The organism is Streptomyces violens (genome assembly GCF_000717745.1).
Lineage (GTDB): Bacteria > Actinomycetota > Actinomycetes > Streptomycetales > Streptomycetaceae > Streptomyces > Streptomyces violens.
Genome location: NZ_JOBH01000003.1, coordinates 102,625 through 116,118 on the forward strand (window position 1 = coordinate 102,625; position 13,494 = coordinate 116,118).

Annotated in this window: 10 protein-coding genes; 6 read left to right on the top strand and 4 right to left on the bottom strand. The window is 72.4% G+C overall.

What is annotated here, in order from left to right; translation table 11 throughout:
• Positions 1-224: 224 nt before the first annotated feature.
• Positions 225-1,529, bottom strand: a complete 1,305-nt coding sequence (locus tag IF04_RS0107055) for a DUF1266 domain-containing protein (protein WP_051830893.1) — start codon at positions 1,527-1,529, stop codon at positions 225-227.
• A gap of 80 nt (positions 1,530-1,609) precedes the next feature.
• Positions 1,610-3,277 carry a PucR family transcriptional regulator gene (locus IF04_RS0107060; RefSeq protein WP_030252511.1) on the bottom strand — a complete coding sequence of 556 codons (1,668 nt, stop codon included), beginning with the start codon at positions 3,275-3,277 and terminating at the stop codon, positions 1,610-1,612.
• Between the two features lie 224 nt (positions 3,278-3,501).
• Here IF04_RS0107060 and IF04_RS0107065 point away from each other — a divergent pair, with 224 nt between their 5' ends.
• The 6 genes from IF04_RS0107065 (at position 3,502) to IF04_RS39020 (ending at position 10,641) form a co-directional block, all read left to right on the top strand.
• Entirely contained in the window at positions 3,502-4,404 is a 903-nt protein-coding gene (locus IF04_RS0107065; protein WP_030252514.1) for an FAD binding domain-containing protein, read from the top strand.
• Positions 4,395-5,027, top strand: coding sequence for a (2Fe-2S)-binding protein (locus IF04_RS0107070; protein WP_030252516.1), 633 nt, complete (start codon positions 4,395-4,397; stop codon positions 5,025-5,027). Before IF04_RS0107065 ends, IF04_RS0107070 begins: the two co-directional genes overlap by 10 nt.
• A gap of 2 nt (positions 5,028-5,029) precedes the next feature.
• Positions 5,030-7,414, top strand: coding sequence for a xanthine dehydrogenase family protein molybdopterin-binding subunit (locus IF04_RS0107075; protein ID WP_030252518.1), 2,385 nt, complete (start codon positions 5,030-5,032; stop codon positions 7,412-7,414).
• Between the two features lie 233 nt (positions 7,415-7,647).
• Positions 7,648-9,090, top strand: coding sequence for an NCS2 family permease (locus IF04_RS0107080; RefSeq protein WP_030252520.1), 1,443 nt, complete (start codon positions 7,648-7,650; stop codon positions 9,088-9,090).
• Positions 9,091-9,172: 82 nt separating this feature from the next.
• Positions 9,173-10,366: an XdhC family protein gene (locus IF04_RS0107085; protein ID WP_030252523.1), complete on the top strand. Its 1,194-nt coding sequence runs from the start codon at positions 9,173-9,175 to the stop codon at positions 10,364-10,366.
• A 107-nt stretch (positions 10,367-10,473) separates the two neighbouring features.
• Positions 10,474-10,641 carry a hypothetical protein gene (locus IF04_RS39020; RefSeq protein ID WP_169746115.1) on the top strand — a complete coding sequence of 56 codons (168 nt, stop codon included), beginning with the start codon at positions 10,474-10,476 and terminating at the stop codon, positions 10,639-10,641.
• 4 nt (positions 10,642-10,645) lie between these two features.
• Here the strand turns inward: IF04_RS39020 and IF04_RS0107095 are convergent, their stop codons facing one another.
• Entirely contained in the window at positions 10,646-12,343 is a 1,698-nt protein-coding gene (locus IF04_RS0107095) for a SpoIIE family protein phosphatase (protein WP_030252525.1), read from the bottom strand.
• Between the two features lie 103 nt (positions 12,344-12,446).
• Positions 12,447-13,283, bottom strand: a complete 837-nt coding sequence (locus IF04_RS0107100) for a LuxR C-terminal-related transcriptional regulator (RefSeq protein ID WP_030252527.1) — start codon at positions 13,281-13,283, stop codon at positions 12,447-12,449.
• Positions 13,284-13,494 lie beyond the last annotated feature (211 nt).

The following is a 13,494-nucleotide window of genomic DNA, read 5'->3' on the forward strand; positions in this document are numbered from 1 at the left end:
ATCGCCGTTGCGGCGGCGCGCGAAAGCCGCTCGAACGAGTGATCCGGAGTCACGCGGTCGGCCCCGCGCCGTGCGCCCTTCGCCGCCCGCCCCATGATCCCGTCGCCCGGTCCCGGTGCAGGAGGCGGTGGTGGACGCGTGGCGGAGTGCGGACCACCGGAACGAGGGGGTACGGAGAGCGCGCCGGCGGGGCGGAGATCATCCCTGGCGCCGACCGGGCGGCCTCATTCCCAGGGGATGTTCCGCCACGGGCTGGCCGGATCGGTGGTGAGGATGCGGTGCGCGGTGGCCATGTCCTCGTACCAGTGGCCGAACTCCTCCTCGTCGAACTGGAGGCAGCGGCCGAGGATGAAGCCGGCGGAGAAGTCCTCCCAGGAGCGGTACGCGCTCCGGCTCGCCGCGCCGGCGCGCAGTACGGCCTGCTCCGCCTCCGCCAGGGTGCAGTAGCGCGCGCCGAGCCCCCAGCGGGCCATGCCCGAGGCGCGCCCGTAGTCCCATGCCTCGACGGACCGGACGAACTTGCCCTCGGGCAGTACGCCGTCCGCGCGGAACCGCGCCTCGTACCGCGCGATCCGCCCGATGAGCCGCTGCACGCCCGCGACCTGCGACGCGACCTCCGCCTCGCCGGGCGGTTCGGTCTTCGTCACGCCGTCCGGGGTGAGCTTGACCTCGGCGCCCTTCTCGGCGTTGTGCCGCAGTACCCGCTCGGCCACCCCGCGCCAGTGGTCCACGCTCACGGCGCCCGCGAAGTCCAGCGCGAGCGAGCGCCGCACGGCGAGCGCGAACTCCCATACCTCGCTGACCATGTCGGCGGCGGTCAGCCGCTCCTGGGCCTGCTGCCACGTCGCGCGGTCGGTGACGTTCCAGAACTCGGCGAGCTGCTTCTTCTCGGGGTAGTAGCCCCGGCCGTGGTGGGCCATGGCGTTCCACGGCTGCCCGTTCTTGACGAACAGCAGCGCCCCGCAGGCGAGTCCGTGCGCCACCGGGCCGTGCAGCGGCCCGCCCACATGCAGGGCGCGCAGCCTGATCCCCTCCTCCGACGAGGAGGCGGCGGCCGCGGCCGCGGCGTGCCGCTGCCACACCGCCCGGTGCCCGGGGGAGGTCGGGAAGTACGCCTCGCAGGGACTGCCGGGGTTGACGGCCAGCCACGGCGGGTCGTGCGGTTCCCAGTTGCGTGCGTACCAGTCCAGCGAGCCGGACCAGAAGACCGGGTCCTCGACGGGCGCGGGCAGCATGCCGATCGTGAAGGCGGCCAGGCAGGGCGTCCCGGTCCGCTGGTCCCAGTACGGCTGGAAGCGCACCGTGCCCGGGTGTGCGTCGGCCGCCGCCCGGGAGTCGGCGATGTAGAGCTCGGTGCGGGCCAGTACGTCGAAGTACGCGGGCCAGTCGCCGCGGGTCTTCGCGTCGTACAGCTGCTGCTCGACCTCGCTCGGCGCCTGCCAGGCCGGGGCCGCCGGGGCTGCCGGAGTCGCCGGTTCCGCAGGGTCCGCCGGGTCCGGCTCGGCGGCCGCCTCCGGCCCGTTCGTCATCGCCATGGGAAAACCTTATCGAGCGGTGATCACGGGCCGCGCGGGGCCCGGCGAGCGCGGCTCACGTCATCCGCAGGGCCTCACGTCATCCGCAGCGCCAGGAAGAAGTCCAGCTTGTCCTCCAGGCGGGACAGGTCGCGGCCGGTGAGCTGCTCGATGCGGCCGACGCGGTACCGGAGGGTGTTGACGTGCAGGTGCAGCCGGCCGGCGCAGCGGGTCCAGGAGCCGTCGCTGTCGAGGAACGCCTCCAGGGTGGGGATCAGCTCGGCGCGGTGCCGGCGGTCGTAGTCCCGGAGCGGGTCCAGCAGCCGGGCCGTGAAGGCGCGGCGCACGTCGTCCGGTACGAAGGGGAGCAGCAGGACGTGCGAGGCCAGCTCCTCGTGGCCGGCGGCGCACACCGGGCCGGGCCGGGCCGCCGCGACCCGGCGGGCGTGCCGGGCCTCCTCCAGCGCGCCGCGCAGCCCCTCTGCCGAATGGACGGCGGCGCTGACGCCGATGGTGAGCCGGCCGTCGTCGGACAGCCCGCGGGCCAGCGGCTCCTGGACCGACCGGAGCAGCGACTCCGCGTGCAGGCCCTCGGCCTTGGTGTCCGCGTCGTCCTCGTGCAGCGCGGGCAGTGGTACGAGCGCGACCGCCTCGTCCCCCGTGTGCGCCACGGCGATGCGGTCCGCCGGGTCGGGGCCCGCGCTGCCGGGGTCGACCAGGATCTCTTCGAGGAGGGTCTGCGCGACCGGGCCGCCGGGCAGGTCCCCGCCCTCCCACTCGACGCGCGCGACCACGACCTGCCAGTGCGGCGCCGTGCCCAGGCCCGGCAGCAGCACGGGCGCGGCGACCCGCAGCCGGGCGGCGATCTCGGCGGGCGGGGCGCCGGTCTGGACGAGCTCCAGCACCTCCTGGGCGAGCCGGCGGCGCACCGTACGGGCCGCGTCGCGCCGGTCCCGCTCCACGGCGATCAGCTGTGTGACGCCCTGCAGCAGGTCCAGCCGCTCCGCCGGCCAGTCCCCGGCGTCCGCCTCGACGGCCAGCAGCCAGTCCGAGAGCACGGTCTCGCGCAGGTCGCGGCCGCCGCTGCGGATGGGGAAGAGGGAGTACGTGCTGTTGCCGAGCAGGACGCGGTGCGGGCTGCGCCGCCCGCTGCGCGCCGCCGCCAGGTGCTCGCCCGCCAGCCGGGCACCGACCGCCGTGTCCCCGGCCGGCGTGGCGTCGCCGCCCGGCGCGGCGCCCGCGATCCGCCGTCCGGTGGGGGAGAGGACCCAGGCGTTCAGGTCGAGGTCGGAGCCGAGGAGGTCCAGTACGACCTCGGGGCCGCCGCCCGCCGGGCCCGACGTCATCAGCCGGCGGTGCCGGTCGACGACGGCGGCCAGGTCGCCGGCCCGCTCGCCGGAGACCTGCCGTACGACGTACTCGGTGATCGAGGCGAAGGAGACCGACTCGGTGACGGAGAAGAGCGGCAGGCGGTGGTGCGCGCAGGCCGCGATCAGGTCGTCGGGGACGGGGCCCAGCTCCGCCGTGCCGGCCGCGAGACCGGCCACCCCGGCCTGGGCCAGGATGCGTACGAAGGACTCGGAGTCCGCCGGCTCGCGCCGCCAGGCGAGCCCGGAGAGCACGAGCTCGCCCCCCGAGAGATAGCGGCTGGGGTCGCGGAGGTCGGTGGTCATCACGCCCCGGACCGTCCGGTCCAGCTCGTCCTCGCCCCCGAGCAGCCGCAGGCCCAGGGAGTCGGTGTCCAGGAGTGCGCGGAGCCGCATGACGTCGTCGCCCGCCGATCTTTCTGTCTGGTGTTGCCGGTGGAATACCGCGAGGTTGCCGTGCCCCGCTTTTCGTTCGAATCTACAAGACGGCCGGCCTGGCCAGCCAACCGCTTCATGGTTTCGGTGACTGCACCGGGTGCGCGCCTGGCACGTGTACTGGGTCACATCGCGTAACTGAAACATGAACGACCGATGAACGACTTCGGAGAAGAGAGCCACGCATGGACTTCCTTCGCCCCGCCAGCTGGGAGGAGGCGCTCGCCGCGAAGGCCGAGCACCCCACCGCTGTGCCGATTGCGGGCGGCACGGACGTGATGGTCGAGATCAACTTCGACCACCGCCGCCCCGAGTACCTGATGGATCTGAACCGCATCGGTGATCTGCGGGAGTGGGAGACCGGAGCGGACACGGTACGGCTCGGCGCCTCCGTCCCGTACACCCAGATCATGGAGAACCTGCGCGCCGAGCTGCCGGGCCTGGCGCTCGCCTCGCACACCGTCGCCTCCCCGCAGATCCGCAACCGCGGCGGCGTCGGCGGCAACCTCGGCACGGCGTCCCCCGCCGGCGACGCGCACCCCGCGCTGCTCGCCTCCGGTGGCGAGGTCGAGGTCGAGTCGGCGGCCCGCGGCGTTCGCATGATCCCCATTGACGAGTTCTACCTCGGCGTGAAGCGCAACGCCATGGAGCAGGACGAGCTGATCCGCGCCGTCCACCTGCCGAAGGCCACCGGGCCGCAGCAGTTCTCCAAGGTCGGCACGCGCAACGCCATGGTGATCGCGGTGTGCGCGTTCGGCATCGCGCTGCACCCGGAGACGAAGACCGTACGGACCGGCATCGGCTCGGCCGCGCCCACCCCGGTACGCGCCAAGGAGGCGGAGGCCTTCCTCGCCGCGGCGCTGGAGGAGGGCGGTCACTGGGAGTCCGGCGCGCCGGTCGCGCCGTCCGTGGCGAAGCAGTTCGCCCAGCTGGCGAGCGGCGCCTGCAACCCGATCGACGATGTGCGCGGCAGCGCGAAGTACCGCCGGCACGCGGTCGGCATCATGGCCCGCCGCACGCTCGGCTGGGTCTGGGAGTCCTACCGCGGCGACGGCCGCACAGCACAAGGAGGCGCACAGTGCGCGTGAAGTTCACCGTCAACGGCCGCGAACAGACGGCCGACGACGTCTGGGAAGGCGAGAGCCTGCTGTACGTGCTGCGCGAGCGGATGGGCCTGCCGGGTTCGAAGAACGCCTGCGAGCAGGGCGAGTGCGGCTCCTGCACGGTCCGGCTGGACGGGGTGCCGGTGTGCTCCTGTCTGGTCGCGGCCGGCCAGGTCGAGGGCCGCGAGGTCGTCACCGTCGAGGGGCTGGCCGACTTCGCCCGGCAGCGTGCGGAGCACGGCGGCTGCGGCGCGGGGGTCTGCGGCGGCAAGGGCACGACGCTGGACGAGGCGAAGGGCTGGGCCGCCAAGCCCACCGGTACGGGCGACAGCCAGGCCGGTGAGCAGGGCACCTCCCCGCATACCGCTCTCTCGCCCATCCAGCAGGCGTTCATCGACGCGGGCGCCGTCCAGTGCGGCTTCTGCACGCCCGGCCTGCTGGTCGCCGCGGACGAGCTGCTGGAGCGCAACAACCAGCCCTCCGACGCCGACATCCGCGAGGCCCTGTCGGGCAACCTGTGCCGCTGCACGGGCTACGAGAAGATCCTCGACGCGGTCCGCCTCGCGGCTGCCCGCGGCGAGTCCGAAACCGCAGGAACGGGGGCCTGACAATGGCCGGAGTCACCCGGACACCCACCAACCTCACCCAGGGCAGCAAGACCCCGGCCGGCATCGGCGCCTCCACGCTGCGGCCCGACGGCACGCTCAAGGTGACCGGCGAGTTCGCGTACTCGTCGGACATGTGGCACGAGGACATGCTGTGGGGCTTCACGCTGCGCAGCACCGTCGCGCACGCCGAGATCCGCTCCATCGACACCTCCGAGGCGCTCGCCCAGGCCGGTGTCTACGCGGTCCTCACCTACGACGACCTGCCGACCGCGGTGAAGAACTACGGCCTGGAGATCCAGGACACCCCGGTACTGGCCAACGGCCGGGTGCGGCACCACGGCGAGCCGGTGGCGCTGGTCGCCGCCGACCACCCGGAGACCGCCCGCCGGGCCGCCGCCAAGATCAAGATCGACTACGCGGAGCTGCCGGTCGTCACCGACGAGGCCAGCGCCACCGCCGAGGACGCGCCGCTGCTCCACCCGGGGCGCAAGGACCACCACGCGGGCCACGTACCGCACCCGAACATCGTCCACCGCCAGCCGATCATCCGCGGCAACGCCGACGAGGCCGCCAAGCGCGCGGACGTGATCGTCACCGGCGAGTACGACTTCGGCATGCAGGACCAGGCGTTCCTCGGCCCGGAGTCCGGCCTCGCGGTGCCGGCCGAGGACGGCGGCGTCGACCTGTACGTCGCGACCCAGTGGCTCCACTCGGACCTGCGGCAGATCGCGCCGGTGCTGGGCCTGCCGCCGGAGAAGGTCCGGATGACGCTCTCCGGCGTCGGCGGCGCCTTCGGCGGCCGCGAGGACCTGTCGATGCAGATCCACGGCTGCCTGCTGGCGCTCCGCACCGGCAAGCCCGTCAAGATCGTCTACAACCGGTTCGAGTCCTTCTTCGGCCACGTCCACCGGCACTCGGCCAAGCTCTGGTACGAGCACGGCGCCACCAAGGACGGCAAGCTCACCCACCTGAAGTGCCGCATCGTGCTGGACGGCGGCGCGTACGCCTCCGCCTCCCCGGCCGTGGTCGGCAACGCCTCCTCGCTCGCCGTCGGCCCGTACGTCGTCGACGACGTGGACATCGAGGCCATCGCGCTCTACACGAACAACCCGCCCTGCGGCGCGATGCGCGGCTTCGGCGCGGTCCAGGCGTGCTTCGCGTACGAGGCGCAGATGGACAAGCTGGCCAAGGCGCTCGACATGGACCCCGTCGAGCTGCGCCAGCGCAACGCCATGGAGCAGGGCACGCTGCTGCCGACCGGGCAGGTCGTCGACTCGCCCGCGCCGGTCGCCGAGCTGCTGCGCCGCGTAAAGGCCATGCCGCTGCCGCCGGAGAACCAGTGGGAGACCACCGAGGGCGCCGACGTCCGCGCGCTGCCCGGCGGTCTGTCCAACACCACCCACGGTGAGGGCGTCGTCCGTGGCATCGGCTACGCCGTCGGCATCAAGAACGTCGGCTTCTCCGAGGGCTTCGACGACTACTCCACCGCGCGCGTCCGCATGGAGGTCATCAACGGCGAGCCGGTCGCGACCGTGCACACCGCGATGGCCGAGGTCGGCCAGGGCGGCGTCACCGTCCACGCGCAGATCGCCCGTACCGAGCTGGGCGTCCAGCAGGTCACCATCCAGCCGGCGGACACCCAGGTCGGCTCGGCAGGCTCCACCTCCGCCTCCCGGCAGACCTATGTCACCGGCGGCGCGGTGAAGAACAGCTGCGAGGCGGTGCGCGAGCAGGTCCTGCAGAAGGGCCGGCTCAAGTTCGGTACGTACCACCCGGCGTGGGCCACGGCCGAGCTGCTCCTGGAGGGCGGCAAGGTCGTCACCGACGGCGGCGAGGTGCTCGCCGACATCGTGGACGTGCTCGGCGAGGAGTCGGTCGAGGTCGAGCTGGAGTGGCGGCACCGCCCCACCGAGGCGTTCGACCTGGAGACCGGCCAGGGCAACGGCCACGTGCAGTACTCCTTCGCGGCGCACCGCGCGGTCGTCGAGGTCGACACCGAGCTCGGCCTGGTCAAGGTCATCGAGCTGGCCTGCGCGCAGGACGTCGGCAAGGCGCTCAACCCGCTGTCCGTCGTCGGCCAGATCCAGGGTGGCACCACCCAGGGCCTGGGCGTGGCGGTCATGGAGGAGATCGTCGTCGACCCCAAGACCGCGAAGGTACGCAACCCCTCCTTCACCGACTACCTGATCCCCACGATTCTCGACACGCCGACCATCCCGGTCGATGTGCTCGAACTCGCCGATGAGCACGCGCCTTACGGGCTGCGTGGCATCGGTGAGGCGCCGACCCTGTCGTCGACCCCGGCAGTCCTCTCCGCAATCCGGGCGGCGACAGGTCTGGCACTCACGAAGACGCCGGTGCGACCGGAACACCTCACCGGCACGTGAGAACCCTCCGGGCGGTGCGGACTTTTGGGGTGTCCTGTCCGTCCTCCTGCGGTTCGTACCGCCCGGAGTTTCCCCCACGTCAGCCCGGGCTCCTAGGATCCGTCCTCGGCGCCGCATCTGGCTGAAAAACGTTCGTCTCGGGCCGTCCCCCGGGTCGTGCGGCCCGCTCCATCCCAAATCTCACATTTCCCCCCTCTTGTGAGTGCCCCTATGAACCTTGGGAGATAGGCACCATGACCCAGCCCACCATTGAGCCCACGACCACGGCGGAGGACGCCGGCGCGGGTACGCGCCAGCCCGCCGGCCGGTCGTGGCTCGACCGGTACTTCCACATATCCGAACGCGGCTCGACCCTCGGCCGGGAGCTGCGCGGCGGCATCACCACCTTCATGGCGATGGCGTACATCCTTCTGCTCAACCCCGTCCTGCTCAGCGGCAAGGACGCGGTGGGCGGCACGCTCGCACCGGGTGCCGTCATCACGGCGACCGCCTTCGCGGCGGCGCTGGCCACGCTGCTCATGGGCATCGTCGGCAAGGTACCGCTGGCCCTCGCCGCCGGACTGAGCGTCTCCGGTGTGCTCGGCACCCAGGTGATCAGCGACATGTCCTGGCCGCAGGCCATGGGCATGTGTGTGATCTACGGCGTGGTGATCATGCTGCTGGTGATCAGCGGCCTCCGCGAGAAGATCATGAACGCGATCCCGCTCGGCCTCAAGCACGCCATCACCATCGGCATCGGGCTCTTCGTCACCATGATCGGCCTGGTCAAGGCCGGATTCGTCGGCATCGGCAACGCCTCGGCGCCGGTCACCCTCGGCGTCCACGGCCACCTCTCCGGCTGGCCCGTCCTGGCCTTCTGCATCACCCTCGTGGTCATCTTCATGCTGCTGGCCCGCAACATCCCCGGCGCGATCCTGATCGGCATCGCCGTCGGCACCGTCTTCTCGCTGATCGTCACCGCGATCTTCGGGCTGGGCGACAAGCAGTGGGGCCTGGCCACGCCCGCGCTCCCGGACACCCTGGTCTCCAGCCCGGACTTCAGCCTGTTCGGCAAGATCGAGTTCGGCGGCTTCGCGGAGCTCGGCGCCACCACCGTGGCGATGGTCGTCTTCACCCTGGTCCTGGCCGGCTTCTTCGACGCCATGGCCACGATCATCGCCGTCGGCCAGGAGGCCAAGCTCGCCGACCACCTCGGCCGGATGCCGGGCCTGAACAAGGCGCTGCTCATCGACGGCGCGGGCGGCGCGATCGGCGGCGTCTCCGGCGCCTCCGGCCAGACCGTCTTCATCGAGTCCGCCAGCGGCGTCGGCGAGGGTGCCCGTACGGGCCTGTCGGCCACCGTCACCGGCCTGCTCTTCGGCCTGGCGCTGCTCTTCACCCCACTGGCCGAGATCGTGCCCGCCCAGGTCGCGTCCGCCGCGCTGGTCGTCATCGGCTCGATGATGATGCAGAACGCACGGCACGTGGACTGGAAGGACCGTTCCGTGGCCATCCCGGTCTTCCTGACCGTGGTGATCATGCCGTTCACCTACTCGATCGTGAACGGCGTGGCCGTGGGCGTCATCTCGTACTGCGCGATCAAGCTCGCGCAGGGCAAGTGGCGCGAGCCGGGTCCGCTGATGTGGATTCTCGCGCTGGTGTTCATCGCCAACTTCGCCTTCAACGACATCGGGTAGGCGAGACCCGCCCGCGCCGGGCACCGTGCCCGGGCGGAGGCTCGCATCGGCCCTCCGCGCAATCGCAGACAAGGAGCTGGACATGCTGGACATCGCCGAAGAGCTGAACCGGTGGGTCGAGCAGGGACGCGACTTCGCCGTGGCCACCGTGGTGGGCGTCGGCGGCAGCGCGCCCCGGCAACCGGGCGCCGCCCTCGCCGTCGACCGCGACGGCACGGCGATCGGGTCCGTCTCCGGCGGTTGCGTGGAGGGCGCGGTCTACGAGCTGTGCCAACAGGCTCTGGAGACCGGCGAGCCGGTCCTGGAGCAGTTCGGATACAGCGACGAGGACGCCTTCGCCGTCGGCCTGACCTGCGGCGGCATCATCGACATCCTCGTCACCCCGGTACGCACGAGTGCCCCGGAGCCATCGGAGGGGCCGGACGACCCCCCGGCCCCGGTGGACAGCACCTCCGGGACGCTCGTCGCGGCGGTGGCCGCCGCCGTCACCCCTGAGGCGGCGGCCCTCGCGCGCATCGTCTCCGGCCCGGCCGAACTCCTCGGCCGCGCCCTCCTCGTCCGCGCCGACGGCAGCCACACCGGCAGCCTCGGCGGCCACCCCGCACTCGACCGCACCGCGGTCGAGGAGGCCCGCGCGCTGCTGGACGCGGGCCGCACCACCACCGTCGAGATCGGCGCGGACGGCAGCCAGTGCGGCGTCCCGCTGACCCTCCTCGTCGAATCGTCCGTACCGCCCCCGCGGATGCTCGTCTTCGGCGCCATCGACTTCGCCGCGGCCCTGGTCAGGGCCGGTAAGTTCCTCGGCTACCACGTCACCGTCTGCGACGCCCGCCCCGTCTTCGCGACCAGGGCCCGCTTCTCCGACGCCGACGAGATCGTCATCGACTGGCCCCACCGCTACCTGGACTCCCAGGAGCTGGATCCCCGCACGGTCCTCTGCGTCCTCACCCACGACGCCAAGTTCGACGTGCCCCTCCTCGAACGCGCCCTCAAGCTCCCCGTCGCGTACGTGGGCGCCATGGGCTCCCGCCGTACCCACCTGGACCGCCTGCGCCGCCTCCGCGAGGCAGGCCTGACCGACCTCGAACTCAACCGTCTCCGCTCCCCGATCGGCCTCGACCTCGGCGCCCGCACCCCCGAGGAGACGGCCCTCTCCATCGCCGCCGAGATCGTCGCCACCCGCCGCGGCGGCACCGGCGTCCCCCTCACCGGCGCCCATACCCCGATCCATCACGACACATCGGTCACGACACGCCGTATCGGATCGGTTGCCTGAGGGCAGCAATACCGCTCCCGTAAGGCGAAGGCTAAGATCGGCTGCCGGCCGTCCGCGCCATACGTGGGCGGCTGTCGCCATGTCCGAGAACGAAGGAACACCGCACGATGAACTCGCCGGACAGACCGCTCACCCCGATCTACGACCAGCTCATCAACGAGCACGGTGACGTCGCCACCGAGGCGCGCGAGTACGCCAAGAAGACCGAGCGGGAGGCCACCGAAGTCCTCGACTTCCGCATGCCGGCCCCGCCGGCGCAGCAGTCGGCGCAGTAGTTCCTCAAGGCGTCCCCGGCACCCGCAACGCCAGGAGCGCCACGTCGTCCTCGTTGGCCGCGTACAGGGCGCGGCTGATGAGCTGGTCGCAGAATTCGTCCAGGGAGCGGTCGGCGAGGGCGGCGGCGAAGCTGGCGAGTTGGTCGAGGCCCTCGCTCAGCGGCAGGCCGCGGGCCTCGATCAGGCCGTCGGTGTAGAGGACGACCGTGCTGCGCGGCGGGAGGGCCTGCCGGAAGTCGGTGCGTGCGGGGGAGAGCTCGGTACCGAGTACCAGGTCGGCGGCGCCCTGCTCCAGGAAGCACACCCGGCCGTCGTCGTGCACCAGCAGTGGCGGCGGGTGTCCGGCGTTGGTCCAGCGGAGCTGCCAGTCGCCGGCCTGTGCCCGTTCGACCTGGGCCAGGATCATGGTGGCGAGCTGCACGTCGCTGATGTGGACGAGGGCCCGGTCCAGCCGGTCGACGGTGACGGACGGGGCCTCGGTGTGCTCCCAGGCGAAGGCCCGCAGCATGTTGCGTACCTGCGCCATGCAGGCCGCCGCCTGCAGGTCGTGGCCGACCACGTCCCCGATGACCAGCGCCGTCGTGCGGTCCGGCAGCCGGAAGGCGTCGTACCAGTCGCCACCGACCCGGGAGGCGTGCGGCGCCGGGTGGTAACGCACCGTCATCTCCAGGCCCTCGATACGGGGGAGTGGCGGCAGCAGATGGCGCTGCATCGTCTCGGCGACCCGCCGCTGCCGCTCGTACAGCTGCGCGTTGTCCACGGCGAGCCCGGCCCGGCGGGCGATGTCGTCGACCAGCGCCAGTTCCGCCGCGTCGAAGGGCGTCTCCTGTTCCGTACGGACCAGGGTCAGCGCGCCCAGCACCTTGCCGGGCCCGCGGAGCGGCGCGATCACCGCGGACCGCATGCCGATCGCCTGGAACATCTCGCGCTGCTGGACGGCGACGCCGGAGTCCGGCGGTCCCGCGTAGTCGTCCGGCGAGACGATCCGCGGCGCCGCCCCGCGCAGCACGCTGGACAGCGGCATCCGCGACGTCTCCAGCACCGGCGGCATCGGGCCGGCCAGCTCGTCCACCCGTACGTGCTGCCCGTTCACGTGGTGCACGACGGCCACCCGCCGCAGCGAGTTCTGCTCCTCCAGCAGATCGACCACCGCCCAGTCCGCCAACCGGGGGACCACCAGCCGTACGAGCCGCTTCAGCGACTCGTCGAGGTCGAGTGTGGAGGTGAGCACGGCGGTGGTCTCGGCGACCATCGTCAGCCGGTCGGCGAGGTCGGTCAGCGCCTCCAGGTTCGCCGGCGGCGTCGGCGTGTACACCTCCTCCGGCGGCCGCTCGAAGAAGACCACGACCGCACCGTCCGGCACGCCGTCCACCTCGTACGGCACGGACAGCCCGCCCACGCAGATCAGCTCGCCGTCCCCGCGCGCGAACCACTGACAGCCGTCCAGGGACACGGTCCGACCGGACAGGAACGCCTGGAGGAGCACGCAGTTCGGCCGCGGCAGCCGTGATCCGTCGGGATTGCGGTGCAGCAGCTCGTGCGGGTCGGCGCCGAGCATGTCGCGGGCCGGGCGCCCCAGCAGCTCCTCGGCCTTGTCGTTGACGTGCGAGATCCGCCCGTAGCCGTCCTGGATGTACACCCCGGCCGCCAGCCCGGCCGGCAGGACCGGCTCCGGCTCGCTTCCGGTCGCGGGAACCGCCACGCCCGGCCCTCCTCACTGACGCCACCTGCACCGACGACCTCCTCCAGCGTCTCGCAGGATCGCGGGCGCGGCTCGCCGGAAGCGGGGGCGGAAGAAGGCGTGGCTACGGCAGCAGGCCCGCCCGGCGCGCCGCGACCACGGCCTGCAGCCGGGTGTGGACGCCCAGCTTGCGCATGGCGGAGCGCAGGTAGCCCTTGACCGTCTCCGGGCGCAGCCCCAGCCGCTCGGCGACCGCCACGTTCGTCGCGCCCGAGGCCACGCAGGAGAGCACGTCCACCTCGCGCGGCGAGAGTGCGACGGCGGGGTCCCGGCGGGCCCCGCCCGAGGCGGCCGCGAGCCGCCCGCAGGCCGCCAGCATCTCCTGCCGCAGCAGCGGATCGCCGACCCGCTGCGCCAGGGTGCGCAGCGCGCTGTGCGCCTCCCTGACCTCCTCCCACATCACCGGATCGGCGGCGGTCGGCTGCCGGGCGACCGACAGCAGCCGCTCCGCCTCGTCCTGCACCACCAGCGCCTGCTCCAGCTCCCTGGCCGCCTCCAGCGCGGCGGACAGCGGCCGGTCGCCGAGCTGCAGCGGCTGCCGCAGCGCCCCGTACAGCACGCCGCGCACCCGCCGCCGCACCACGACGGGTACCGCCAGTACGGACTTCAGCCCCTCGGCGGCCACCGCCGCGTCGTACTCGTGGCTGATCACCGCGGAGGAGTGGTAATCGGTCACCGCGAAGGGCCGGGAGCGGGCCGCCGTCTTGCCGCCCAGACCATTGCCCGAGTGGACGGACAGCCCGCGCAGCGCGGTGGTGGCCGCGCCGGTCAGCTCGGTGATGCGGAAGCGGCCCGTACTGGAGAGCAGCCCGCCGAACGCCACGGGCAGCCCGCTCGCCCTGCGCAGCCGCAGCAGCGCCGCCCTGACGTCCGCCGACCCGCTCAGCTCTGGCTCGTTCAGCACGCGCTAACCTCCGCTTCCCCCCATTCGGGGGTGGTGAGACCTGCGTCACTGATTACACGATGGCCGGAAGCCGCGGGGCAATGAGGAGGAGGGCGACGGGGTTGACCGACGGCGAGTCGGTCGAGGATACGGAAGCGGCACTGTCCGGACCGCCCACCAGAGCCGCACCGGCCGAATGCTGTGAAATGTTGCGAATACAGGAGAGAGT

Excerpts from the sequence above, each read along its gene's own strand:
- IF04_RS0107055 (WP_051830893.1), bottom strand. The coding sequence starts at position 1,529 with ATGACGAACGGGCCGGAGGCGGCCGCCGAGCCGGACCCGGCGGACCCT.
- IF04_RS0107085 (WP_030252523.1), top strand. The coding sequence starts at position 9,173 with ATGCTGGACATCGCCGAAGAGCTGAACCGGTGGGTCGAGCAGGGACGC.
- IF04_RS0107080 (WP_030252520.1), top strand. The coding sequence starts at position 7,648 with ATGACCCAGCCCACCATTGAGCCCACGACCACGGCGGAGGACGCCGGC.
- IF04_RS0107065 (WP_030252514.1), top strand. The coding sequence starts at position 3,502 with ATGGACTTCCTTCGCCCCGCCAGCTGGGAGGAGGCGCTCGCCGCGAAG.
- IF04_RS0107060 (WP_030252511.1), bottom strand. The coding sequence starts at position 3,277 with ATGCGGCTCCGCGCACTCCTGGACACCGACTCCCTGGGCCTGCGGCTG.
- IF04_RS0107075 (WP_030252518.1), top strand. The coding sequence starts at position 5,030 with ATGGCCGGAGTCACCCGGACACCCACCAACCTCACCCAGGGCAGCAAG.
- IF04_RS39020 (WP_169746115.1), top strand. The coding sequence starts at position 10,474 with ATGAACTCGCCGGACAGACCGCTCACCCCGATCTACGACCAGCTCATC.